General features: G+C 57.8%; 27 protein-coding genes and 1 pseudogene. 10 read left to right on the forward strand and 18 right to left on the reverse strand.

What is annotated here, in order from left to right; genetic code table 11:
* Positions 1–2: 2 nt before the first annotated feature.
* The 3 genes from glnL to glnA form a co-directional block, all read right to left on the reverse strand.
* A complete protein-coding gene (gene glnL, locus K787_RS0115000) occupies positions 3–1,082 on the reverse strand; it encodes a nitrogen regulation protein NR(II) (protein ID WP_022963626.1) in 1,080 nt (359 codons plus the stop codon).
* A gap of 341 nt (positions 1,083–1,423) precedes the next feature.
* On the reverse strand, positions 1,424–2,038 hold the full coding sequence (locus K787_RS0115005; RefSeq protein ID WP_022963627.1) for a DUF4124 domain-containing protein: 615 nt from the start codon (positions 2,036–2,038) through the stop codon (positions 1,424–1,426).
* A gap of 126 nt (positions 2,039–2,164) precedes the next feature.
* On the reverse strand, positions 2,165–3,568 hold the full coding sequence (gene glnA, locus K787_RS0115010; protein ID WP_022963628.1) for a glutamate--ammonia ligase: 1,404 nt from the start codon (positions 3,566–3,568) through the stop codon (positions 2,165–2,167).
* A gap of 456 nt (positions 3,569–4,024) precedes the next feature.
* Between glnA and typA the strand changes: the two genes are divergently transcribed.
* Entirely contained in the window at positions 4,025–5,836 is a 1,812-nt protein-coding gene (gene typA / locus K787_RS0115015) for a translational GTPase TypA (RefSeq protein WP_028614977.1), read from the forward strand.
* Between the two features lie 83 nt (positions 5,837–5,919).
* Here the strand turns inward: typA and K787_RS0115020 are convergent, their stop codons facing one another.
* Together K787_RS0115020 and K787_RS0115030 are read right to left on the reverse strand one after the other, a co-directional pair.
* Positions 5,920–7,539 carry an NAD(P)/FAD-dependent oxidoreductase gene (locus tag K787_RS0115020; protein WP_022963630.1) on the reverse strand — a complete coding sequence of 540 codons (1,620 nt, stop codon included), beginning with the start codon at positions 7,537–7,539 and terminating at the stop codon, positions 5,920–5,922.
* 232 nt (positions 7,540–7,771) lie between these two features.
* Positions 7,772–8,395, reverse strand: a complete 624-nt coding sequence (locus tag K787_RS0115030) for a VTT domain-containing protein (RefSeq protein WP_201765112.1) — start codon at positions 8,393–8,395, stop codon at positions 7,772–7,774.
* Positions 8,396–8,641: 246 nt separating this feature from the next.
* Here K787_RS0115030 and K787_RS24365 point away from each other — a divergent pair, with 246 nt between their 5' ends.
* Together K787_RS24365 and K787_RS0115040 are read left to right on the forward strand one after the other, a co-directional pair.
* On the forward strand, positions 8,642–10,030 hold the full coding sequence (locus K787_RS24365; protein ID WP_084672120.1) for an META domain-containing protein: 1,389 nt from the start codon (positions 8,642–8,644) through the stop codon (positions 10,028–10,030).
* A gap of 27 nt (positions 10,031–10,057) precedes the next feature.
* On the forward strand, positions 10,058–10,639 hold the full coding sequence (locus K787_RS0115040) for an NnrU family protein (RefSeq protein WP_022963633.1): 582 nt from the start codon (positions 10,058–10,060) through the stop codon (positions 10,637–10,639).
* 19 nt (positions 10,640–10,658) lie between these two features.
* Here K787_RS0115040 and K787_RS0115045 read toward each other — a convergent pair whose 3' ends face one another.
* Positions 10,659–11,102: a hypothetical protein gene (locus K787_RS0115045; RefSeq protein WP_022963634.1), complete on the reverse strand. Its 444-nt coding sequence runs from the start codon at positions 11,100–11,102 to the stop codon at positions 10,659–10,661.
* 82 nt (positions 11,103–11,184) lie between these two features.
* Here K787_RS0115045 and pip point away from each other — a divergent pair, with 82 nt between their 5' ends.
* The gene (pip, locus tag K787_RS0115050) at positions 11,185–12,156 is read left to right on the forward strand and encodes a prolyl aminopeptidase (protein ID WP_022963635.1); all 972 of its coding nucleotides are present in this window, start codon (positions 11,185–11,187) and stop codon (positions 12,154–12,156) included.
* Positions 12,157–12,172: 16 nt separating this feature from the next.
* Positions 12,173–12,610: a D-aminoacyl-tRNA deacylase gene (dtd, locus tag K787_RS0115055; protein ID WP_022963636.1), complete on the forward strand. Its 438-nt coding sequence runs from the start codon at positions 12,173–12,175 to the stop codon at positions 12,608–12,610.
* Between the two features lie 16 nt (positions 12,611–12,626).
* On the opposite strand, the gene K787_RS0115060 is transcribed toward dtd, so the two are convergent.
* On the reverse strand, positions 12,627–13,214 hold the full coding sequence (locus tag K787_RS0115060) for a 2-hydroxychromene-2-carboxylate isomerase (RefSeq protein ID WP_028614981.1): 588 nt from the start codon (positions 13,212–13,214) through the stop codon (positions 12,627–12,629).
* A 56-nt stretch (positions 13,215–13,270) separates the two neighbouring features.
* On the reverse strand, positions 13,271–13,999 hold the full coding sequence (locus K787_RS0115065) for an SDR family oxidoreductase (protein WP_022963638.1): 729 nt from the start codon (positions 13,997–13,999) through the stop codon (positions 13,271–13,273).
* A gap of 128 nt (positions 14,000–14,127) precedes the next feature.
* On the opposite strand from K787_RS0115065, the gene K787_RS0115070 reads away from it, so the two are divergent.
* Positions 14,128–14,625: a winged helix-turn-helix transcriptional regulator gene (locus tag K787_RS0115070; protein ID WP_022963639.1), complete on the forward strand. Its 498-nt coding sequence runs from the start codon at positions 14,128–14,130 to the stop codon at positions 14,623–14,625.
* Positions 14,626–14,717: 92 nt separating this feature from the next.
* Here the strand turns inward: K787_RS0115070 and K787_RS0115075 are convergent, their stop codons facing one another.
* From K787_RS0115075 to ubiE, 9 genes are read right to left on the reverse strand one after another with little or no spacing between them, the layout of a single operon-like run.
* Positions 14,718–15,425, reverse strand: coding sequence for a 16S rRNA (uracil(1498)-N(3))-methyltransferase (locus K787_RS0115075; RefSeq protein WP_022963640.1), 708 nt, complete (start codon positions 15,423–15,425; stop codon positions 14,718–14,720).
* Positions 15,422–16,207: a twin-arginine translocase subunit TatC gene (tatC, locus tag K787_RS0115080; protein WP_022963641.1), complete on the reverse strand. Its 786-nt coding sequence runs from the start codon at positions 16,205–16,207 to the stop codon at positions 15,422–15,424. Before tatC ends, K787_RS0115075 begins: the two co-directional genes overlap by 4 nt.
* On the reverse strand, positions 16,197–16,643 hold the full coding sequence (tatB, locus tag K787_RS0115085) for a Sec-independent protein translocase protein TatB (protein WP_022963642.1): 447 nt from the start codon (positions 16,641–16,643) through the stop codon (positions 16,197–16,199). Before tatB ends, tatC begins: the two co-directional genes overlap by 11 nt.
* A 6-nt stretch (positions 16,644–16,649) precedes the next feature.
* Entirely contained in the window at positions 16,650–16,880 is a 231-nt protein-coding gene (gene tatA / locus K787_RS0115090; RefSeq protein WP_022963643.1) for a twin-arginine translocase TatA/TatE family subunit, read from the reverse strand.
* 24 nt (positions 16,881–16,904) lie between these two features.
* Positions 16,905–17,237, reverse strand: coding sequence for a phosphoribosyl-ATP diphosphatase (locus tag K787_RS0115095; protein ID WP_022963644.1), 333 nt, complete (start codon positions 17,235–17,237; stop codon positions 16,905–16,907).
* Positions 17,230–17,643, reverse strand: coding sequence for a phosphoribosyl-AMP cyclohydrolase (gene hisI / locus K787_RS0115100; RefSeq protein ID WP_022963645.1), 414 nt, complete (start codon positions 17,641–17,643; stop codon positions 17,230–17,232). Before hisI ends, K787_RS0115095 begins: the two co-directional genes overlap by 8 nt.
* Before the next feature lie 49 nt (positions 17,644–17,692).
* Positions 17,693–19,312: a ubiquinone biosynthesis regulatory protein kinase UbiB gene (ubiB, locus tag K787_RS0115105; RefSeq protein WP_022963646.1), complete on the reverse strand. Its 1,620-nt coding sequence runs from the start codon at positions 19,310–19,312 to the stop codon at positions 17,693–17,695.
* A complete protein-coding gene (locus K787_RS0115110) occupies positions 19,309–19,932 on the reverse strand; it encodes a ubiquinone biosynthesis accessory factor UbiJ (protein WP_022963647.1) in 624 nt (207 codons plus the stop codon). The genes ubiB and K787_RS0115110 overlap by 4 nt, the downstream gene beginning before the upstream one ends.
* Complete coding sequence (ubiE, locus tag K787_RS0115115; protein WP_028614982.1) at positions 19,932–20,693, reverse strand: bifunctional demethylmenaquinone methyltransferase/2-methoxy-6-polyprenyl-1,4-benzoquinol methylase UbiE; 762 nt, start codon at positions 20,691–20,693, stop codon at positions 19,932–19,934. Before ubiE ends, K787_RS0115110 begins: the two co-directional genes overlap by 1 nt.
* A gap of 166 nt (positions 20,694–20,859) precedes the next feature.
* Between ubiE and K787_RS0115120 the strand changes: the two genes are divergently transcribed.
* The 4 genes and pseudogenes from K787_RS0115120 (at position 20,860) to K787_RS0115135 (ending at position 23,078) form a co-directional block, all read left to right on the forward strand.
* Complete coding sequence (locus K787_RS0115120) at positions 20,860–21,135, forward strand: polyhydroxyalkanoic acid system family protein (RefSeq protein WP_022963649.1); 276 nt, start codon at positions 20,860–20,862, stop codon at positions 21,133–21,135.
* A 107-nt stretch (positions 21,136–21,242) separates the two neighbouring features.
* Positions 21,243–21,665, forward strand: coding sequence for a phasin family protein (locus K787_RS0115125; protein ID WP_022963650.1), 423 nt, complete (start codon positions 21,243–21,245; stop codon positions 21,663–21,665).
* Between the two features lie 20 nt (positions 21,666–21,685).
* A pseudogene (locus tag K787_RS0115130) lies at positions 21,686–22,468 on the forward strand (phasin family protein); the annotation flags it as partial.
* Between the two features lie 175 nt (positions 22,469–22,643).
* A complete protein-coding gene (locus tag K787_RS0115135) occupies positions 22,644–23,078 on the forward strand; it encodes a phasin family protein (protein ID WP_022963652.1) in 435 nt (144 codons plus the stop codon).
* 44 nt (positions 23,079–23,122) lie between these two features.
* Here the strand turns inward: K787_RS0115135 and K787_RS0115140 are convergent, their stop codons facing one another.
* Positions 23,123–23,737 carry a TetR/AcrR family transcriptional regulator gene (locus K787_RS0115140; protein ID WP_022963653.1) on the reverse strand — a complete coding sequence of 205 codons (615 nt, stop codon included), beginning with the start codon at positions 23,735–23,737 and terminating at the stop codon, positions 23,123–23,125.
* Position 23,738: the final 1 nt, after the last annotated feature.

Here is a 23,738-nt window from a genome sequence, read left to right on the forward strand (position 1 = left end):
GGTTAGTCTCCCGGTATGGGTTCCAGTGGCAGGAACAGGGTAAACACGGTGCGGCCGGAGGTGCTCTCGCATTCAATCAAGCCCTGGTGCTGGCTAATGATGTTCTGCGTAATAGAGAGCCCCAGTCCGGTGCCTTCGGCACGGCCGCTGACCATGGGATAAAAAATGCTTTCAACGATTTCGGCAGGAATGCCCGGCCCGTTATCAATCACTTCCAGACGGCAAACCAGCCGATGGCGTACCTGGCCGATGGTGAACTGGCGCAGCGCGCGGGTGCGCAGCGTGATGCGGCCCTGGCGCAGGGCGCCACTTTCGGCGATCGCCTGCATGGCGTTGCGTACGATGTTCAATAGCGCCTGAATCAATTGTTCGCGGTCAGCCATAATGTCTGGGATGCTCGGGTCGTAGTCGCGGCGCAGGGTTAGTTCGCCCTGGGTTTCCGCTTCGATGAGGCTGAACACGCGTTCGGTAATTTCGTGAATATTTAATGGCTGCAGATTGGGCGGACGATAAGGCCCGAGCATACGGTCGACCAGATTACGCAACCGGTCTGCCTCTTCGATGATGACATCGGTGTAGTCGCGTAGCGACGCTTCTGGCAGTTCGCGAGCCAGCAGCTGCGCCGCGCCGCGGATGCCGCCCAGCGGGTTCTTTATTTCGTGGGCCAGGCCCCGAACCAGCACTTTGGTGACTTCCTGTTTGGACAGCTGGGCTTCTTCCTTGGTGATGCGCAGCAGGCGGTCACGTGGGTGCAGCTCCATCAACAACCAGTTGGTGTTCTGGGTGCCTATGGGGGTTACTGAGTAGTCCACCATCAGCGTATGGCCGTTGGTCAGGTTGAGCTGCGCTTCGCGTTTGGTGAAAGGGTTGCCGTTCTGAATGGCGCTTTCCAGCGACTGTACGGCGGCCTGGGCATCATTGAATAGCTCACCAAAATGTTGCAACGAAACGCGCTGGCCGCTTACCGCAAGTAGAATCTCCGCTGCGGGATTCATGTAGTTCACCCGTAGCTCGGCATCCAGCATGATGACGGCCGTGGTCAAGTTATCGAGAATCTGGCGTAAAAAGCGATCAGTCAGCATGACTATTTCCCTGGTTTGTGCAGACAAATGCAAGAAGCGAACCAATACGGGGCGCTCCGTCGTCTACTGGTCAGTCACACAAGACCTAACACGACAGGCGGCTGGGTGGCGGGTCCGCCACGGACGCCGCCCTGGCGCGTAAAGGCCTGTGTCAGCGAGTTGCGTGCTGCGGATCAGTTGGATTAATGCGTCACGCGCTAACGGCGACTAAGCGTCGGCGCAAGGCGGATGAGCAGGTTTGACGCAGGCTGTGCACGGAAAAAGCCGCTTGCGCCGTGAGTATGCACAATAATAGTGCATTACGACAGCCAGCATAGTGCGTGGGCCGGGCCGGCAGTGTGTCAGTTGCCGGCGCCCGGATTGGGAGTGCTTGGGCGGGGTGCCTGATTCGAGCCGGTGCGGCCTGGTTGATTCACCGAGGTGCGTTGCAGGTGCACGGTAATGGTCGCGGTGCTCTGCACCACATTGCCGCGCGCGTCATAAACTACCGCAGTCAGAGTATGGCTGCCGCGGTCAATGCCGATAAGATTAAGGCGCTGCGACGGTTGGCCGTTGCCCGCTACCGCTTCCTCGCGCAACTCTCCATTCATTACGGCGCGCAACAGGTGGCCACTGGACAGCGGTGGATCGGTGTTGACTGTCAGGCTCAAGGTGCCTTCGTTGCTGCGGATGGCTTCATCGTCAGAAGGGCTGGCGATTTTCAGCACGCGGTAATAGCCGCCTGCGGCCTGTCCGTTGTCGCTGCCCTCGGCGGCAACATCATTGCGCTGCACTGAGGGCGGCGGCTGCACGGTATTGGTCGGTCGTAGTTCGACGGTTTTGGCGTCAGGGTGCGGGCGATCGGAATAGATGGTATTGCCGTTGGCATCTTTCCAGGTATAGATCTGGGCCGCGGCGGGAATACTCATCAGGGCGAAGAGTGCGCCTAGCGCCAGTGGCAGGTAAATACGCGGCATGACGGATGACTCCTGTAAGGTCAGTCTTAAGACTTGCACTCAAATGGGTATCTGGCAAGGGCTGGAGGACCGGCGAAAAAAAAGGGCGCCCGAACGGGCGCCCTTTCTAGTGTCACACAGCCTAAATCAGACGCTGTAGTACAGGTCGTATTCCAGCGGGTGAACGAAGGTGCGAACCTTGAGTTCCTCGGCGGCTTTCAGCTCGATGTAGGCATCGATCAGCTCGTCGGTGAACACGCCACCTTTGGTCAGGTACTCGCGGTCGGCGTGCAGGGACTCCAGTGCTTCTTTCAAGCTGCCGCAGACCTGAGGAATCTGGCTGGCCTCTTCAGGCGGCAGATCGTACAGGTTCTTGTCCGCTGCATCGCCAGGGTGAATCTTGTTCTGAACGCCGTCCAAACCAGCCATTAGCAGTGCGGCGAAGCACAGGTAGGGGTTGGCAGCCGGATCAGGGAAGCGTGCTTCGATACGGCGCGCTTTCGGGCTGGAAACGTAAGGAATACGGATCGAAGCGGAGCGGTTGCGGGCCGAGTAGGCGAGCATGACCGGAGCTTCAAAGCCCGGTACCAGACGCTTGTAGCTGTTGGTAGACGGGTTGGTGAAGGCGTTCAGCGACTTGCCGTGCTTGATGATGCCGCCGATAAAGAACAGAGCGGTGTCGGACAGGCCGGAATAGCCTTCGCCAGCGAAGGTGTTCTTGCCATCTTTGGAGATGGACATGTGTACGTGCATGCCAGAGCCGTTATCGCCATACAGCGGCTTAGGCATAAAGGTAGCGGTCTTGCCAAAGGCATCGGCAACGTTGTGTACGCAGTACTTCAGCGTCTGTACTTCGTCAGCCTTGGCAACCAAGGTATTGAACAGTACGCCGATTTCGTTCTGGCCGGCAGTCGCTACTTCATGGTGATGCACTTCGATAGTCAGGCCCATTTCTTCCATGGCATTACACATGGCAGTACGGATTTCGTGGTCGTGATCGACCGGCGGCACAGGGAAGTAACCACCCTTGACGCCCGGGCGGTGACCCTTGTTGCCGGTTTCGATGTCACCATCGGTGTTCCAGGAGGCCTGTTCGGAGAAGATCTTGAACATGGAGCCGGAGATATCGGACTTGAACTTCACTTCGTCAAAGACGAAAAACTCGGGCTCGGGACCGACAAATACGGTGTCACCAATACCAGTGGATTTCAGATACTCTTCAGCGCGCTTGGCGATGCCGCGCGGATCGCGCTCGTAGCCCTGCATGGTGGAAGGCTCGATGATGTCGCACACCAGAATCAGCGTGGGTTCTTCGGTGAACGGGTCGATGACAGCGGTGCTGTCATCGGGCATCAGGATCATGTCGGAAGCTTCAATGCCTTTCCAGCCGGCAATCGAGGAGCCGTCAAACATTTTGCCTTCTTCAAAGAAATCATCTTTGACATCACGGGCCGGCATGGTGACGTGCTGCTGCTTGCCTTTGGTATCAGTGAAGCGCAGGTCAACCCACTTCACGTCAAATTCTTTGATCAATTGAATCGCTTTCGACATGGTTTCCTCCAGAAGGAATCATTTGCCGGGCATCTGGCCCGGCGCTTCTAAATTCGAGCGGCATGCATCTGCACAACCGCTTGCATTGCCGCTTGCATTACAAACGAGCAAAAGATGTGCCATTTCGGAGCATCAGCTGTAAACCTTGCTATAGCGGGGTTACAGCGAGTGAGTCGAATGAGCGCAATCTTTATATGCACCAAAATAGTGCCATTGTATTATCTGGCGCTTTATTTTGGTGCTTTTCGGCCAATATGTATGTTGGCCGCCATATAATGCGCTTATCTGCTGTACCTTACATCATCCAGGCGTCTGTTTCGGGCAAATAACCGAGGAAGCACACCGATAATCGGCTGCTGCGTACAAAAAACATACACTGTCACCTCTGGGTCTGTATAATGCCCACCTCTTTTTTCAGTTAGCTTGACTGCGGTCAGGCAATCCAGGATGTCCATAGTGATCGAGAATCTCCGCAACATTGCCATTATTGCCCACGTTGACCACGGTAAGACCACGCTGGTTGATAAGCTTCTGCGCCAATCTGGCACCCTCGAGCGGAACGAGCTCGACACCGAGCGCCTGATGGACTCCAACGATCAGGAAAAAGAGCGCGGCATTACCATTCTGGCCAAGAACACCGCCATTAACTGGAACGGTCACCACATCAATATCGTGGATACCCCCGGTCACGCCGACTTCGGCGGCGAAGTAGAGCGCGTTATGTCCATGGTTGATTCCGTACTGCTGCTGGTAGATGCGCAGGACGGCCCCATGCCGCAAACCCGCTTCGTGACTCAGAAGGCTTTCCAGGCCGGCTTGCGTCCAATCGTGGTAGTCAACAAGGTTGACCGTCCGGGCGCACGTCCAGATTGGGTTGTGGATCAGATGTTTGATCTGTTCGACAACCTCGGTGCTACCGAAGAACAGCTGGACTTCCCGATTGTATTCGCCTCGGCGATCAACGGTGTTGCTGGTCTGGAGCACGACAATCTGGCTGAAGATCTGACCCCACTGTTTCAGGCTATCGTTGATAACGTCCCTGCACCCCAGGTTGACCGTGATGGCCCGTTTCAGATGCAGATCTCCGCACTGGATTACAACAGCTTTCTCGGCGTGATCGGCGTAGGCCGCATCGCCCGTGGCCGCGTCAAGCCGAACACCCCGGTCACTGCAATTGACGTTAACGGCAAGCGCCGCAACGGTCGTATCCTCAAGCTGATGGGTCACCATGGCTTGCACCGTGTCGACGTTGATGAAGCTGCCGCTGGCGATATCGTCTGCATCAGCGGTTTCGAGGAACTGTTCATTTCCGACACTCTGTGTGATCCACAGACTGTTGAGGCGATGACGCCCCTGTCGGTTGACGAGCCCACCGTGAGCATGACCTTTCAGGTTAACGACTCGCCGTTCTGCGGCAAAGAAGGCAAATTCGTCACCAGCCGTAACATCAAGGAGCGTCTGGACAAGGAGCTGCTGTATAACGTGGCCCTGCGTGTTGAAGAAGGCGATAGTGCCGATAAATTCAAGGTCTCCGGCCGAGGTGAACTGCACCTGTCGGTACTGATCGAAACCATGCGCCGTGAAGGCTTCGAAATGGCCGTAGGCCGTCCTGAAGTCATCATCCGGGTTGTCGATGGTGTGAAGCAGGAGCCCTTTGAAAACGTCACCATCGATCTGGAAGAGCAGCACCAGGGCGCGATGATGGAACAGATGGGCCTGCGTAAGGGTGATCTGACCAACATGGTTCCAGATGGCAAAGGTCGTGTGCGTTTGGAGTACACCATTCCGGCTCGCGGTCTGATCGGCTTCCGTAACCAGTTCCTGACCATGACCTCGGGTGCCGGTATCATCACCAGCATCTTCAGCCACTATGGCCCGATGAAGTCAGGCGAAATGAGCGGTCGTCAAAATGGCGTACTGGTCTCCGTGGCTACGGGCAAGGCGCTGACCTACTCGCTGGAAACACTGCAGGCGCGTGGCAAGCTGTTCCTGGGCCACGGCGACGAAGTGTACGAAGGCATGCTGGTGGGTATCAACAGCCGTGACAACGACATGGGCGTTAACCCGACCAAGGGCAAGAAGCTGGATAACATGCGTGCTTCGGGCAAAGATGAAACTATTGCGCTGGTACCACCGATACGCTTTACTCTGGAGCAAGCGCTGGAGTTTATCGAAGACGACGAACTGGCTGAAATCACGCCTAAGTCGATCCGTCTGCGCAAGAAGTTGCTGTCCGAGAACGAGCGTAAGCGTTCCGGTAAAAACTAAGCTTTAGCCAGCTGACCAAACCCGCCAGGGGTAACTCTGGCGGGTTTTTTGTTGCTTCTGCGCGGAGTCGGCCTGGTGGAAGTTCAGCTCTGCAGATCGGCCAGCATTGCGGTGGCCACTGCCTCAGCGACCTTGATGCCGTCTACGCCGGCCGAGAGGATACCGCCGGCATAGCCTGCGCCCTCGCCAGCGGGGTATAAGCCCTGGGTATTAAGGCTTTGCAACGAGACATTGTCGCGCTTGATGCGGATCGGTGACGAGGTGCGGGTTTCGATGCCAGTCAGTACGGCATCCTCGCGGTCGAAGCCGCGAATCTGTTTGCCAAAGGCCGGTAAGGCTTCACGAATGGCGTCAATGGCGTAGCTAGGCAGGGTGGTTGCCAGATCGCCAAGCAGTACGCCGGGTTGGTAGGAGGGCTGCACCTCGCCAAGGCTGCTTGAGGCCGTGCCGCGGATAAAATCACCCACCAGTTGGCCGGGCGCGCAGTAATCGCCGCCGCCCAGCTCAAAGGCGCGAGACTCGAGCTGTTCCTGCAGTTCCATACCGGCCAGCGGACTGCCGGGGAAGTCCTGTTCCGGGTGGATACCTACCACGATACCCGCATTGGCATTGCGTTCATTGCGTGAGTACTGGCTCATGCCGTTGGTGACCACCCGGCCAGGCTCGGAGGTGGCTGCTACCACCATGCCGCCGGGGCACATGCAGAAGCTGTAAACTGCGCGCCCGTTTTTGGCGTGGTGCACCAGTTTGTAGTCTGCGGCGCCCAACTGCGGATGGCCGGCGTATTTACCCAGCCGGGCCTTATCGATTAACGATTGCGGATGCTCGATACGAAAGCCCACCGCGAAGGGTTTGGCCTCAACATACACGCCGCGCTCGTGGAGCTTGCGGAAGGTGTCGCGCGCGCTGTGCCCTAGAGCGAGGATGACATAGCGGCTGTGCAGCGCTTCGCCGTTAGCCAGCTGGACGCCATCAATGCGTCCGTCGGTAATCATGAAGTCTGTCACGCGGCTGTCAAACCTGACCTCGCCGCCCAGCGCCTTGATCTCCTCGCGCATGCTCGAGACCACACCAGTGAGCCGAAAGGTGCCGATATGCGGTTTGCTGACGAACATGATTTCCTCCGGCGCGCCAGCGCGGACAAATTCATGCATGACCTTACGGCCGTAGAATTTCGGATCCTTGATCTGGCTGTAGAGCTTGCCGTCAGAGAACAGTCCGGCGCCGCCCTCACCGAACTGTACGTTGGATTCCGGCGATAATACCTTGTTGCGCCAAAGCGCCCAGGTGTCCTTGGTGCGGCTGCGTACATCCTTGCCGCGCTCCAGCACAATAGGCTTGAAGCCCATCTGTGCCAGCGTTAGCGCGGCGAACAGGCCACAGGGCCCAAAGCCGATGACCAGCGGCCGTTCGGCTAGGTCAGCAGGCGCCTGAGCAACCGGGTAATAACCGGTATCGGGTGCCGGGCGGACGTTGTGATCACGGGCAAAGCGCTTGAGCACGGGGGCTTCGTTGCGCAGTGTTACGTCGATGATGTAGACGAAGGTGATCTCGCTGTTCTTCTTGCGTGCGTCATAACTGCGTTTAAAGACGGTGAAATCCAGCAGCTCGGCATCGGCAATCTTCAAGCGCGCAACAATGGCTGGGCGTAAGGCCTCGGCGGGGTGATCTAGCGGCAGTTGCAGTTCATTGATGCGAATCATGCTGGTGTCCTGGCCGGTGACCCCGGCAGAGGTTGAGAGCGAGAGGGTAAGCGGCGCGCGTTGGGGTGCCGCCGTAGGCCGCTTAGTTTACCTTCGGCCCATTGCGCTGTCATGCGCAAGCGCGGTTGGGGTTTCCGATTGGCGGCTTGATCATGCGCATGGAGAAAGCCAGGCGCAAACGCTTGGGGAGCTGTTATCGGTGGTGTAAGCCCGCGTTGTATGCGGCCATAGATCAGGGTGGCGGCAGGCTATCGGTTTTCGATTGGCTGAAGAACCAGCGTTTGGCCAAGCCGCCCAGCGCCAGCAACAATGCCAGGATGATGAGCGGCAACAGTGTACCAAGCCCCAGTGCCTGTTCCGCCTGACTGGCCGACACCATCCCGTGCACCGCTTGTGCGTACACGGTCCATTTGACTGCCAGACCAACAACCGCAGCGACAAAGAACCCAGCTAACGGCAGGTGCAGCACGCCGCCGGCCAGATTGACAAAGGCATGTGGGAAGCCAGGCAAAATGCGCAGCGCGCACTGGGTGAGAAAGTCGCTGCGTTTGCCGAGCAGGTTGAGTACCTGTCTGGCCAGCCTGCCAGGTCGCCAAGCATCCCCCAGGCCTTTACCCAGGCGATAAGCACCCATCGCCCCGGCCACGCTGCCGACCAGCAGCATACTGATACTGAGCAGCGGCGCATGAAAGGGCGCGATAAGCCAGAAGCACAAGCTGCCGGGCAGTCCGAAGCTCATAAGCAAGGCCATCACTATGACCATGCCAATCACGGCCAAGGGATGGCCGGCCAATTCGGCCCCCCAGCGCAACAGATAGCTGATCTCAATGGGCAGAAGAACAGCCCCCAGGATCAAGACGAATAGAACCGCCCCAAATAAGTATAAGGTTAAGGGGCGTTGCGTGAGTCTTGGCCTGTCGGGCATAGGTGAGGCGATTCCTGGCATAGGCCATTATGGCAAAGGAGTGTGCGGGTGTATGGTGGCCTGCTGCCTGAGTGAAATCAACCGGTGCAAATCGTGGGCGGCAGCCGGGCTGCGGGAACGCCGAGTGATTGGCAGGGTCCTATTTCACATTGTCATGTCTGATCTTGGAGTATTGTCATGAGGTTAATTCCTGGACCTGGGTTGTGCACAGCGCCGCGCTGGAAGATCGGCGTTACCCTGCTGGGCGCATTGCTGCTGCTTGGCGGCTGTTCCGATGCGCCATCGGAATCCGCGGCGGTGGCCGATATGGCCCAAGACGCGCCTCAGACGGTGGTCGCTGCAGACCCGCTAATTGCTGCGGATGAGAGCCGGATGGTGTTGCGCGGCCAGTTGGTGTATCGCTCCAGGGGGGCGTTGGCACCGAATAGCCACGCGTTGATCGAACTGCGTGATATGTCTGAGTCAGTACAGCCCGGCGCTGCCGTGATTGCCGAGCAGCGTTTCAGTCTCAACGGCAGGCAGGTGCCGTTGGAGTTTGCCTTGGAGCTGAGCGCCGCTGACCTCTCGGTAGACCGCGAATATCAGCTCAGAGCTGCGCTGGCAGAGGCCGAACGCACCACCTGGATATCTGAGCCAATCAGTATCACACCCGAACCAGGGATGCTCGAGTTGGGCGAGGTCACGTTGATGCCTTTCCGCGCTGCCGCGTTCAGTAGCGTCCTGCAATGTGGTCGTCTTCAGGTGAGCGCCGGTTACGAGGGCGACACCCTGGTGCTAGAAGCAAACGGTGAGAAGCATCTGCTACTGCCGGTTGCGTCTGCGTCGGGTGCGCGTTTTGAAGCTGAGGGTGATCCCGATACGCGCTTTTGGAGCAAAGGCAGCAGCGCCGATCTGATTATCCACGCCAAGCGTTATCCGCTCTGCGTCCCGCCAGGGGAGATCATCGAGCCCTTTGTGGCCAGAGGCAATGAGCCTTTCTGGCGGCTGGATCTGGAGGCCAGCACATTGCGTCTGACGCGCCTTGAGGAAGAGGTGATTGAGGCGGCCGACTATACTCAAACCGTCGAGTCCAGCAGCCAGCGCAGAGTGCGGGCAGCTCAGGGCGATCTGCTGGTTGACATGCAAGTGACCCAAGCGCTGTGCAAGGACAGCATGAGCGGCATGCTCTACCCGCAGACGGTTGAGCTGACCTATGCGGACCAACGCCTTCAAGGTTGTGGAGGGGATTCTCTGCGGCTGGTTCAGGGCGTGGAATGGATGGTCGAAGATATTAATCAGGCGGGGATCATTGATCGATCGCATGTGACCGTGAATTTTGGCCCCGATGGGCTCTTGTTCGGCCAGGCCTCTTGTAACAACTATCGTGGTAAATATGAACTGAGTGGAGAGGGATTGACCTTGTCTGCTGCCGCGACCACCCGCAAAGCCTGCGCGCCAGCGCTGATGCAGCAGGAACAGCGGGTATTGACGGCGTTGGCCTCGTTACAGCGCTTTGATTTCACTGAAGACGGTGCCCTGATACTCTATGCGGGCGACGGGCAGCGCCTCACCGCCCGAGCGCCCTGATAACGTATAACGCAAAAGGATGTATCCATGCTGGCTTTGGTGATTGGTCTACTGTTGTTTCTCGGGGTGCACTCCACCCGATTGTTTGCCGCACAGTGGCGGGCGAAACAGATCAGCAAGAGGGGGCTACTGCCGTACAAGGGCGCCTATGCTGTGGTTTCGCTGCTCGGTCTGCTGTTGATTATCTGGGGTTACGGTCAGGCACGCCTGGACCCTACCTGGCTCTGGGTATCGCCGGTCTGGACGCGTCACCTGGCGGCGTTGTTGACGGTGCCGGCGTTTATTTTGCTGGCCGCCACCTATATTCCTGGCACGCACATCAAGGCGCGCGTCGGCCACCCTATGTTGTTGGGGGTCAAGTTCTGGGCCATCGCTCACTTGGCAGCCAACGGTACTTTGGCTGATCTGCTGTTGTTCGGCGGCTTCCTGGTCTGGGCTGTGGCGCTGTATGTGGTTTCGCGTCGTCGTGACCGGATGGCAGGCGTGACTTATGCAAGAGGCCGAGCGGTGATGGATGCGGCGGCGGTCGGCGTTGGCCTGGTAGCTTGGGTGATTTTTGCTCTGTGGTTACACGGCCCACTGATCGGCGTGAAACCGTTTGGCGGCTAGACTTGGCGCTGTCGACGGGTTATTCCCAGGTCAGCCGGTGCAATTGCCAATTACCGTCCTCTTCCAGCCAGCTCAGTGTTAGCGCATAGACCTGGGCGCTGTCTGGAATGAAGCGTTCAGCACCACTCAAGCTGACCTGAGCCCGGGTTTGGGCTTGCCCGTTGTAGATCGGGTCGATCTCGGTTTCCTGGTTGATTACCAGCACATTGACTCGCTGATTCTGCAGAAAACTCAGTGTCATAGTGCGCCGTGCCCAGTCACGATCGAGCTCGCCGCGGGCCAGGAAGTCGGCATGCAGCACGCCCATTACTCGGTCTGTCGAGCGTGCTTCGATACCTTCGCGTAGTTCATTCAGGCTGTGGTTGAGGCGTTCATCGGCGCTCTGCGAGCCGCATCCTGTGATCAGCACGGCCAGAACGATCAGCGCGATGAGCGGTAGGGGTGAGCGGAGCATGGGCAACATAGACAGAGTGCTCTTCGGCCAGTAATGTTGTGCCTATCAGATAGCGGCCGGTCGGCTGCCCATCAGGCCAGGAGCGGTCATCATGCAGCTGTTGTACCCAGAGATCAAACCCTTCGCCCGCCACGAACTGGCAGTGGAGAAGCCCCATGTGCTCTATGTGGATGAGAGCGGCCAGGCCGATGGCTTGCCGGTGGTCTTTATACATGGCGGGCCCGGCGCGGGCTGCGACAGCCTGAGCCGGCGGTTCTTTGATCCCTCGGTGTATCGCATCATTACCTTTGACCAGCGCGGCTCTGGCCGCTCGACGCCGCATGCGAGCCTTGAGAACAACACCACTCAGCATCTGATTGACGACCTGGAAGTCCTGCGCAAGCATCTGGGGTTAGAGCAATGGGTCCTGTTTGGCGGCTCCTGGGGCTCGACGCTGGCGCTGGCGTATGCACAGGCGCATCCCGAGCGCGTGCTCGGACTGATCTTACGCGGCATCTTCCTGTGCCGTGATCAGGATATTCGCTGGTTCTATCAGGAGGGCGCCAGCCACGTTTTCCCGGATTACTGGGAAGATTATCTGGCACTGATTCCCGAGGACGAGCGACATGATATGGTCAGCGCCTATTATCGGCGCCTGACCGGCGACGATGAAATCTGCCGTATGCATGCTGCCAAGGCCTGGTCAGTATGGGAAGGCCGCTGCGCGACATTGCGTCCCAGCTCGCAAGTGGTCGAGCGGTTCAGCGATGCCCGCCGTGCCTATGCAATCGCGCGTATCGAATGCCATTATTTCGTCAATCATGCCTTTCTGGATGCCGATCAGTTGCTCAATAACATGGAGCGCATCGCGCACCTGCCCGGTATTATTGTGCATGGCCGCTACGACATGGTCTGCCCGCTGGATAATGCTCATAGCCTGCACCAGAAGTGGCCGGGCAGCGAGCTTAAGATCATTCGTGACGCCGGTCATGCCGCCTCGGAAAGCGGTATTGCCGACGCCCTGGTACGAGCTACCGAGACGTTGTCGCGGCAGTTGCTCAATCTGCCGCCGCTGGTGGAATAATCAGGTCACTCGCGCGATGAAAGCCTTACTACAGCGTGTCACCCAAGCCCGGGTCGAGGTCGGTGGAGAAATCGTCGGCAGTATCGACCAGGGTCTGTTGGTGCTGGTGGGTGTCGAGCCGCAGGATGACCACGCCACAGCCGACAAGCTGCTGCAGCGCTTGCTCAGGTACCGGGTATTCAATGACGCTGATGGCCGTATGAACTGTTCAGTGCAAGACGTACAGGGCGGCTTGTTGTTGGTATCGCAGTTCACGCTCGCTGCGGATACACGCAAGGGCTTGCGTCCCGGTTTCTCCACCGCAGCTGCCCCGGCCGTTGCGGAACAATTGTTTGACTATTTGTTGGCGCAAGCAGGGCAGGCCCATGCCTGTGTGGCGAGCGGACGTTTTGGTGCGGATATGCAGGTGCACCTGATTAACGACGGGCCTGTGACCTTTTTGCTTGAAATATAGCCCTGCGCGTGTCGGTCTAGGGTGCCAAGGCGGCCTCGACAAATTCCAGCCGGTCCTGGCCAAAGAACATCTGGTCACCGACAAACAACGTTGGGGCGCCAAACACACCGCGCGCGACCGCTTCGGTCGTGGTGGTTTTTAGCTGCTCCTTGACCTGCGGTTCACTTATACGCTGCAACACCGCCGTCGGATCGAAACCGGCTTTGGCCAGCACCTTGCCGACCACTTCCGGCTGATTCATATCCTGCTCGTCCACCCAGATCGCAGTGAATATCGCCCGCAGGTAAGGGTCGAAGTCTTTGCTGCCGAGAAACGCCGTGGCGCCACGCATCAGCTGTAGCGTGTTGATCGGAAAATACGGATTGTGATTGAGCGTTACACCGTAGCGCTGGGCGTAGCGCTGGAAATCGGTGCGCGTATAGTTGCCCTTGGCCTCCACGCTGGCAGGCGAGCTATTACCGGTGGCCTGGAAAACGCCACCCAGTAGCATCGGCCGCCAGATGATGTCTGCGTTGGTGCGCTTGGCCAGTGCGGGTAGCTGAGTCCAGGCAAGGTAGGTAGCAGGGCTGCCCACGTCAAAGAAGAACTCGATGCTTTTGCTCATGTTGCTGTCCTTATTGGCAGATTGATCGGGGCTGCTCGGTGGTTCAAAATGGACCTTCAAAAGGTTTCCATCCAGGGACGCAGATCCAGTTCGTGGGTCCAGCCGTCCCGCGGCTGGCAATGCAGCTGCCAATACTGCTCGGCGATGTGCTCGGGGTTGAGGATGCCGTCCTGATCCTTCAGTGCGTAGCGCTCAGGGAAGGTGTCACGGATAAAGGCAGTGTCGATTGCGCCATCGATGATCGGATGTACCACGTGAATGCCCTGGGGCCCAAGTTCGCGCGCCATGCTTTGAGCCAGTGCGCGGAGGGCGAATTTGGCCCCGGCGAAAGCGCTGAAACCGACCCCGCCGCGCAAGGAGGCGGTGGCTCCGGTAAAAATGATGGTGCCTTTTTGCCGGGGTAGCATCGCCTTGGCTGCTTCGCGCCCGGTCAGGAACCCCGCCAGTGCAGCCATTTCCCAGACCTTGCGGTAGACGCGTTCGGTGGTTTCGGTGATCGAAAAGCGCACGTTGGCGCCAATATTGAACACCACCACTGCAATTGGACCAATATCCCGTTCGATATGCTCGAACAGCTCGACCATCTGTTCCTCCACGCGGGCGTCGCAGCCAAAGGGGTGGGCGCTGCCGCCAGCGCACTGGATCTCTTCTATTAGGTTGGTCAGTTGCTCGGCATTTCGCCGGGTGGCACACAAGGTATAGCCTTCGCGCGCGAAACGTTTGGCAATTGCGCCACCGGTAGCGTCGCCGGCGCCAATAACTACTGCAACAGGGGGGCGGGACATAGCGTGATCCTTTTTTGCTTGGTGACGGGCAATCAATATGTAAGTTCTTTTTTGGAACTATTAGATATTCAGTTCCTTTTTAGAACTTGTCAAGTTAGTCTTGCCTCTTCAACAAATGAGGATAGTGCATGCGCTGGGAAGAACTGGACCAGCAGCCTTGTTCATTGGCCCGCACCTTGGCGGTCATAGGCGATAAATGGACGTTGCTGATACTGCGCGATTGTTTTCTGGGTATTCGCCGCTTTGATGAGTTCGAGCGGCGATTGGGAATTACTCGGCATCTGCTCGCGGATCGCTTGAAGAAGCTGGTCGAGCACGGCGTATTGACCAAGGTTGCTTATCAGCAGCGTCCGCTACGTGAAGAGTATCGGATGACAGACAAAGGCTTGGACCTACACCCAGTCATGCTGACGTTGGTCAGTTGGGGTGATCGATATATGGCCGATGAGAGGGGCGCGCCTGTGCTGCATGTGCACAAAACCTGCGGCCAGGTGATGAAACCGGTGCTGGTATGCTCCGAATGCGCAGAGCCAGTGGTTGCCAGGGATGTGCGGGTGGAGGCTGGTAAAGGCTGGGAAGAAGAGGCAGGCTTATTGCCCTGTTCAGCTCGCCTCTACAGCGAATAGCGCAACAACGGCTGGAGCAGGTATTGAGTTGGGTGAATGCTTCATGTTCATGAGAATGGGGTACATCCCCCAGGTTGAAAGCTGCTGGTCCGCTAAAACAAACGAGCAATCAGGGCGGTCACCGCCGTTTCCACGCGCAGAATGCGTTCGCCCAGCTGCACCGGCTGGAAACCGCTTTCAATCAGCTTATCCACTTCATAGGGGATCCAGCCGCCCTCCGGGCCAATCGCCAGGGTGGTGGGCTGCGCGACGGCGCGCGGGCAGGGTGGATACATGCCCGGGTGGGCTACCAAGGCCAGAGTGCCGGCGGCAATTTGCCCTAGATGGTCTTCCACAAAAGGTTTGAAGCGTTTCTCGATGCGTATGCGCGGCAAAACCGTGTCGCGCGCTTGCTCGAGACCGAGTAGCAGATTCTCTTCGATCTGTGCAGGCTGAAGAAATGGCGTTTGCCAAAAGCTCTTTTCCACCCGGTAGCTGTTCAACAGGATGATGTCGGCAACGCCAAGGGTGGCGCAGTGCTGGAGAATGCGGCGAAACATTTTGGGCCGTGGCATAGCCAACAACAGGGTCAGCGGTAGCTTGGCCGGCGGGCTATGATCAAGCTGGACGGCCACTTCGGCTAGTTCATCAGTCAGGTTGACAAGTTGACCCTGGCCCATCAGTCCGCCGAGCCGGCCTACTTTTAGACTATCGCCGACCTGTGCCTGATGTACCTGCAGTAGGTGCTGCAAGCGTCTGCCGCGCAATTGGGCATGGTTGGCACTGACAAAATCTTCATCTCGTAGCAGCAGCAGATTCATGCCGGTGGCGGTTCTTCGGCATCCGAGTCGGTTACATCACGCTTGATCGGCTTGAGCATGGAGCTAAACAGAATGCCGACTTCATAGAGCAGCCACATAGGAATGGCCAGCAGCGCCTGGGAGATCACATCCGGAGGTGTGAGCACCATGCCGGTGACGAAACAGCCGACCACGACATAAGGGCGAATCCTGCGCAGCTTGGCTACATCGACCGCGCCGGCCAGCACCAGCAGAATGGTCGCCACGGGGATTTCGAAGGCCAGCCCGAACGCCATAAACAGCGTTAGAACAAAATCCAGATACTTGTTTATATCGGTCATCACCGCCACGCCTTCCGGCGCGGTACTGGTAAAAAACCCGAACACCAGCGGGAAGACCACATAGTACGCAAAGGCCATACCGGAGTAGAAGAGCACGATGCTGGAGGCCAGCAGCGGCACGGCCAGGCGCTTTTCGTGCTTGTACAGGCCGGGTGCGATAAAGCTCCACAGCTGATGCAGTACGAATGGCATGGCGATAAACAGGGCACTGACCAGCGCCAGTTTGAACGGCGTCAGGAACGGAGAGGCGACATCGGTGGCGATCATGCTGGTGCCTTCGGGCATAAAGGCGCGCAGCGGCTCGGAGATGAAGGTGTAGAGATCGTTGGCGAAATAGAACAGCCCGGCGAATATCAGCATCCAGATCAGGATAATACGCAGCAGCCGGGAGCGTAGTTCGGTCAGGTGGGCTACCAGGGGCATGTCTTCGGCCAATTGCGCCGGGGTACGCTTATCGCTCATGGTGTGGTGTCTGCGGCTCGGCTACGGGGTCATTCGGATCGCTTAATGTGTCTGGGTGATCCGTTGTGCTTGCGGGTGTGGCAGGCTGCAGGGCTACCTCTTCATCCGTCACGGCAGCTGTAGTCTGATCGGCAGGTGTGACACTTTGGCTGCTGTTGCGTTTCACATTCGAGACAGGTTTGGCAGCGCTTTGGTCTTCGCTTTTATTGCGCGGTTTTTCAAGCGAAGACATGATTTTTTCATTGTGCAACTGCTGGCGAATTTCATCCGCACCGATCTCGCGCTCAACCTGAGCGCGCACGTCGGCAAAGCCGCGCTTCATGCGGCCAATCATCAGGCCAACGGTGCGAATGAACCCAGGCAGGCGCTCGGGGCCGAGCACAACCAAGGCAATCACTGCAATCACCAGCAGTTCAAGGAAACTGACGTCAAACATGAAGGATCAGTCCTTGGTCTGCGATTCCTGCTTGCGCTGAGGCTCGACGTCGAGTGTGTCGCCGCTCTTGTGTTCGTGATTCGGCTTGTCTTCGTCGGTGTTGATGGATTTGCGAAAGCCCTTGATGGCTTCACCCAAATCGCTGCCCACACCCTTGAGCCGCTTAGTGCCGAACAGCAGGATGACGATGACCAGTACGATCGCTAATTGCCAAATGCTAATGCCGCCAAAACCCATTACAGACCTCCAGGGGCTAATGCCCTATGTATGTTGTCGCGCGGCCTTCTCGGCGAGGCCGGAAAGGTCGAAGCGTCGCTCCAGTTCTTTCAGAATATCCTCTGGTCCGAGGCCCAAATGGCTGAGCATCACCAGGCTGTGAAACCAGAGATCGGCGGTTTCATAAATCAGGTCTGACTTGTCGTCGCTGTGCTGGCAATCCTTGGCGGCCAGTAGCGTTTCTGTACATTCCTCGCCGACTTTCTCGAGGATCTTGTTCAGACCTTTGGCGTGCAGGCTGGCCACGTAGGAGCTGTCTGCATCGGCTTGCTTGCGCTGCTCGAGTACCTCGGCGAGCTGGCGCAGGGTGTCAGTCATGTTTGTGTTCATAAATCTGTTTGGGGTCCTTGAGTACGGGATCAACGATGTGCCATTGGCCCTCTCTGAATACCCGGTAAAAGCAGCTTTCGCGCCCGGTGTGGCAGGCCATGCCGCCCAATTGCTCGACCATCAGGATAATCACGTCGGCATCGCAGTCCAGGCGCAGTTCGTGCAGTACTTGCACATGGCCTGATTCTTCACCTTTGCGCCAGAGTTTCTGCCGTGAACGCGACCAGTATATGCCGCGCCCTTCGCTGGCTGTTAGTTCCAGCGCTTGGCGATTCATCCAGGCGACCATCAGTACGCGTTGGCTGTGTACGTCCTGAGCGATAGCGGGCACTAGGCCATCGGCATCCCACTTGATCATATTCAGCCAGGCGCTGTTGTCTGTCGAGTCAATCATATTAGGAAGTGTGCCAGTTATGGGTCAGGTCGCGCCAGTGGTTGTTGCGTCAGCGACGGTATTCACTGCGCGGCAGGCCGCGCCGCAGGACCAGCCAGCCACCCACCACGATCAATAGCCAATGGGTAGGTTCAGCTTGGCTCCAGAGTGCCGGCTCGGTACCCAGTCCGCTGGCGCCTATCAGGCTGAGTAACAAGCCTGCCAGCCGTAGCCCGGTATTATTGGTGCGGGCCATGACCGGTTGTATGGGTTGTTGGGCCAACCGATCAAGGGCCTGGCGGGTGCTGTGTAACAGCGGTGGCACCTGCTCGAGCTGTTGCTGCCAATTACGCAGTTGATGTTGGGGCATGGCGCGCTCGCGCATCCAGCGCTCCAGATAGGGCTGGCCGGTGGCCCACAGATCCAGATCGGGATACAGCTGGCGCCCCAGACCTTCAATATTCAACAGGGTTTTCTGCAGTAGCACCAGTTGCGGCTGTACTTCCATATTGAAGCGGCGTGCGGTCTGGAACAAGCGCAGTAGTAGTTGGCCGAAAGAAATGTCTTTCAATGGCCGCTCGAATATCGGCTCGCAAACACTGCGGATAGCGGCTTCAAATTCATTTATTCGCGTCTCGGCAGGTACCCAGCCGGAGTCGATATGCAGTTGCGCTACGCGGCGGTAATCACGTTTGAAGAAAGCCATGAGATTACGCGCCAGATAGTTCTGGTCTTCGGGTGTCAGGCTACCGACGATACCGAAGTCGATGGCGATATATTGCGGCTCCCAAGGGTGGCTGCGCGAGACGAAAATGTTGCCCGGGTGCATGTCGGCATGAAAGAAACTGTCGCGGAACACCTGGGTGAAAAAAATCTCAACGCCGCGCTCGGCGAGCTTCTTCATATCGGTACGCTGATCGAGCAGGGCGGGCATATCAGTAACCGCCAGACCGCTGATGCGCTCCATGACCATGACTTTGTGCCGGCACCAGTCCCAATAGATCTTGGGTACGTAGAGCAGTGGCGAGTCTTCGAAATTGCGCCGTAGTTGCGAAGCGTTAGCCGCTTCGCGGTGCAGATCGAGTTCATCGAAAATGGTGTTCTCATAATCTCGCACCACATCCACTGGACGCAGGCGCCGACCTTCCAGCGAATAGCGTTCGAGTAAGCGCGCGGCGAGAAACAGCCACTGGATGTCCTGGCCAATGACCTCACCGATACCCGGGCGGATCACTTTGACCACCACTTCGGTGCCGTCCATCAGCCGCGCAGCGTGAACCTGGGCGACCGACGCGGAGGCCAGTGGCTCGGCACTGAAGCTGGAAAAAATCGACTCGATGGGCTGGCCGAGTTGCTCTTCGATACGTTTGCGCGCTTGATCAGCGGGGAAGGGCGGAACCTTGTCCTGCAGGCGAGCTAGTTCCAGAGCGATATCATCGGGTAGCAGGTCGCGGCGGGTTGATAGAATCTGCCCGAACTTGATAAACACCGGTCCCAGGTCTTCGCACGCCAGGCGCAAGCGCGCGCCGCGAGAGAGCTCTTTGGGGGCTGGACGCAAACGCCAAGGGCCGACTTTCAGCAGGAAACGACCAGCCCAGGGTAGGGGGAAGGCATCCAACAACTGATCCAGCCGGTAGCGGGTGAAGATGTGCAGAATACGGAGCAAGCGTAACAGGGCGGTCAGATTCATACGTCGGCGGTGTCCGGGTCAGGTGCGTTAAGCCGGGCCAGCCGTGCTTCCAGACGGTCCAGATCGAGGCGAAGCTGATGAAGCTGGTCGGCACTCACGCGGGCTTCGGCATTGCCTACTAACTGCCGGCTTTCTTCAGTTAGGTATTCGGACAGACTGCGGCCCAGGCTGGAGTGCGCCTGGCTGCCCCATTCTCGGCCGGTACGCAGCATATTAGCGAGGGTATGCCCGGCAACCGGTCCGATCCAGCGGGCCAGCTCGGCCTCGCCGTCCAGCTGTAAACCGGTTAACGCATTCTGCAAACTGACCAGTACTTGACTGTCGCCACTTAGCTGCACGGCAGGGTTCTGCAGCAACTGCTGGCGTTGCTCGCTGACCATGAGCTGGGCCAGCAGGGCGCTGGGGGCGCTCAAGGTACAGTCGGGAGCGCGATCTGACGACGCCAGCAATTGCACGCCCTGCGAGCCCGGAACTATAAAGAGTAGCCAGTCCGGTTCCCGCGCCCGGATCAAGATCACCTTGCCGTCGAGCTGGGCCAGGCGCCTGGCGGTTAGCGGATCGCGGGCCAAAGCCGCCGCCAGGCTGCGTTGCACGCCGGAAAGCAGTGCCCGGGTGAGCATCAGGGTTTGATGCCCCGATGCAGTGCCACCACGCCGCCGGTCATGTTGTGGTAAGTCACGCGGGCAAAGCCGGCCTCGACCATCATCGCCTTGAGCGTTTCCTGATCAGGATGCATGCGGATCGATTCTGCCAGATAGCGATAGCTTTCTGAGTCGTTGGTCACCAGCTTGCCCATCAACGGCAGCAGCCGGAAAGAATACTGGTCGTAAGCCTTGGACAGCATCTTGTTGCCCGGCTTGGAAAACTCCAGGACCAGCAAGCGCCCGCCAGGCTTGAGGACACGCAGCATGGAAGCGATAGCGCGATCCTTGTGCGTAACATTGCGCAGGCCAAAGGCAATGGTAATGCAGTCAAAGTGATTGTCCGGGAAGGGCAGCGCCTCTGCGTCCGCCTGGACAAACCGCACGTTGCCAGCAATACCCAAATCGAGCAAACGGTCGCGACCGACCTTGAGCATGGAGTCGTTGATGTCGGCCAGCACGACCTCGCCGCCAGGGCCGACCAGCTTGGAAAATCGGCGTGTCAGGTCGCCGGTGCCGCCGGCGATATCAAGCACCTTGTTGCCCGGGCGCACACCGGATAACTCGATGGTAAAACGCTTCCACAAACGATGGATGCCGCCTGACATCAGGTCGTTCATCAGGTCGTAACGCGCCGCGACCGAGTGAAATACATCGGCAACGCGTTGCGCCTTCTCGGATTCGGCGACCGTCTGAAAGCCGAAGTGGGTGGTGTTATCTTGGTTCTGCTTGTCCGTCATGGGATCCGTCTGCCTGGGCAAATCAGCCCACATTCTACCCGCTTTTTTCGCCCCAGCGGGGGTTTTCAGTAGGGTCAAGTGATGCACGGACGGATGACGCCCCGCCACCTTTGGGGCATGCTATGTCTTTTCACCGCGACCCATCATTAGAAGAAGAGAGACGAACATGGCAACTGTCGATATCACCCGTGAGCATAACCTCGGCAAGGAAGTCGCTCGAGAGCGAGCCCAGAAGCTGGCTGATAAGCTGGCGCAGAAACTGGATGCAAAATGCACTTGGGAAGGCGATGACCTGACCTTCAAGCGCAGCGGTGCAGATGGTTGCATCAGTGTGTCGGAGGATCAGGTAAGGGTGACCGTCAAGCTGGGGCTGATGCTCACGCCCATGGCGGGCATGGTTAAAAGCGAAATCGACAAGGCGCTGGACAAGTATCTGGGCTGATTTGCCGTTTTAGTATGTGTTTTCTAATTTTGCTGCGTAACTTGGCCGCTAAGGGTCGATTACCGACTCAGATGTGTATCCACTCTTCGTTATCAGGAGTCATCACCATGGCTAAGAACACCGCAAAGAAAATCGAAATTGAAGCTGCATCCTTTACTGGCGACGTAAAGAACTACGCTCACCAGATCTGGTTGGCAGGCCTGGGTGCCTACGCCAAGGCTGGCAAGGAAGGCGCTGACTATTTCAAAAAACTGGTTTCCGAAGGCGAAGCCGTCGAGAAGCAAGGTAAGGAGCTGGTCTCCAGCCAGGTCGAGTCTGCTACCAGCAAGGTTAATAGCAAGGTCGAGAGCTTCAAAGAGCGCTTTCAGGCGCGCACTGGCGACAGCCTAAACAAGGTCGAAGAAGTATTCGATGACCGTGTTGCCTCTGCCTTGAATCGTCTGGGTATCCCCAGCAAGAAGGACATTGACCAGTTGTCTGCTAAGCTGGATGATCTGAGTGCTGCACTCAAGTCGATCGACAGCAAGTAAGGTTACAGAGGAGTTACTCCATGGCGGGCAAGAAGAAGCAGGACAAAGACAACAACTGGGTCAGTGAGATCGAAAGCTACTCACGTCAGATCTGGTTGGCAGGTTTGGGCGCTTATGCCAAGGTTGGCAAGGAGGGCGTCAAGCTCTTCGAAAACCTGATCAAGGACGGCGAGGTGGCCGAGAAAGCCGCCAAGTCCGAAATTGACAAACAGGTTGGAACCATCAAGGGCAAAGCTGGCAAGAGCAAGAAGGATTCCGTTGCGGCGGCACAGTCCAAGGTCGACAAGGCTCGTGGTCGTGTGTCCGGTAAATGGAATGAGCTGGAAGAAGCCTTTGACAAGCGTTTGAACAGTGCCGTGTCCCGCCTGGGAGTTCCCTCGCGTGATGAGGTCAAGGCGCTTAACAGCAAAGTTGACGAGCTGACTCGAATGATCAGCAAGATGACAGCTGGAAAAGCACCGGCCAAAGCCGCGACGAAGGCCGCGCCTAAAGCTGCTCCGAAAGCTGTCGCTAAGCCAGCGCCCACTAAGGCCGCCGCGGCGAAAGCACCGGCCAAGCCGAAGACGGTAGCCAGCAAGCCAGCTACAGCCAGTGCGGCAGCCAAGCCTAAACCGGCTTCGGCAGCAGCTAAACCTGCAGCCAGGAAGGTCGCGCCGAAAGTCGCTCCGAAACCAGTTGCTAAGCCTACTGCTAAGCCAGCAGCAAAAGCCACACCCAAGGCTACCCCAGTAGCGAGCAAGCCGGCTGCACCAGCTGCGCCGGCAGCCACGGCAACGGTTGCTCCTGCGGCGGAGAAGCCCTCAGATTCTTGAGGCTTTGGCAGTACCAAAACCCGACCCGCGCAAGCCGGTCGGGTTTTTTATGGGTAGGTTATGGGCGAGCCGTTATTAGTATGTTTTTTCTAAAATGACTGGGTAGTCTCGATGTTGTGGTTGGCAGCGATGCCGACCGAACCCTTATTAGCGAGGAGTGACTACCATGGCACAGGTTAAAAAAGAGCGTCTGATTGATTCGGGCATTAACGTTGCCACCGAAGTAACCGACAGTTTGAGAACTCAGGCACGCCAGGTTTGGCTGGCGACCCTAGGTGCTTATGCCAAAGTGGGTAAAGAAGGAGCCGCCTATTTCAAGGAGCTGGTGGGCGAAGGCCAAGCGCTTGAAAATCAGGGCAAGGAATTGATCTCCGAGCAGGTTGATAGTGCCACCAGCAAGGTGGAGCAATTCACGGCTGAGTTAAAGTCTCGCGTCGATTCGGCTACTGGCGGGCGCATGCAGAAGGTCGTTGGCTCGCTGGAAAAGGGCCGCGCCGAATTGTTGGGCCGGGTGGGCATTCCCAGCCGTAGTGAATTGCAGAAGCTGTCTGCCAAACTGGACGAGCTGAGCGCATCGCTCAAAGACGCGAAGCTCGGCTGACCGTCAGGTTGTTGTCCCCTTTACCCGGCCTTAGGCCGGGTTTTTTATGTATAGCGGTTGATCAGCATCAGCATCCATTCGCGGGTGTCGGCATCCAGATACGGCAACAGCAAGCCAAGGACCTGGCGCACGCCAAGGGAGGCGTCTTGCTGGTCGCCGCGGGTGATGCGCTGGTAGTCCAGCCAGAACAGGAAAGTCTGGCACAGGGCGTCCAACAAGCGCTCAAGACTGCCATCATCGCAGTCCATATGGCCTTGATCGCGCAATGCCAGTAGAACGCGCAGCAGCGTCTTGCGCAGAGCGGCGATCCAGTGTTGCATGGCGCGGTTGATAAAGTCGTAACGCCCGCTCAGGTTGGAAAGATCCTGGAACAGAAAACGGTAGCTGATAATCGACTCGAACAGCAGGTGCAGGAATAGCCAGTAGTCCTCCGGGCTTAGTTCATCCGGATCGATATCCAGGTGCAGCAGCTTTTGGGTGTTGTCGATAAAGGCCTCTAGCAGAGCTTCTAGCAGAGCCTCCTTGCCGCGGAAATGGTAGTACAGGTTGCCCGGGCTGATATCCAGTTCATTGGCGATATCCAGCGTGGTCACGTTGGGTTCGCCGTGCTCGTTGAACAGCGCCAGTGTACATATCAGGATACGTTCGCGGGTTTTCATG

This window comes from Halopseudomonas pelagia CL-AP6 (assembly GCF_000410875.1).
Lineage (GTDB): Bacteria > Pseudomonadota > Gammaproteobacteria > Pseudomonadales > Pseudomonadaceae > Halopseudomonas > Halopseudomonas pelagia.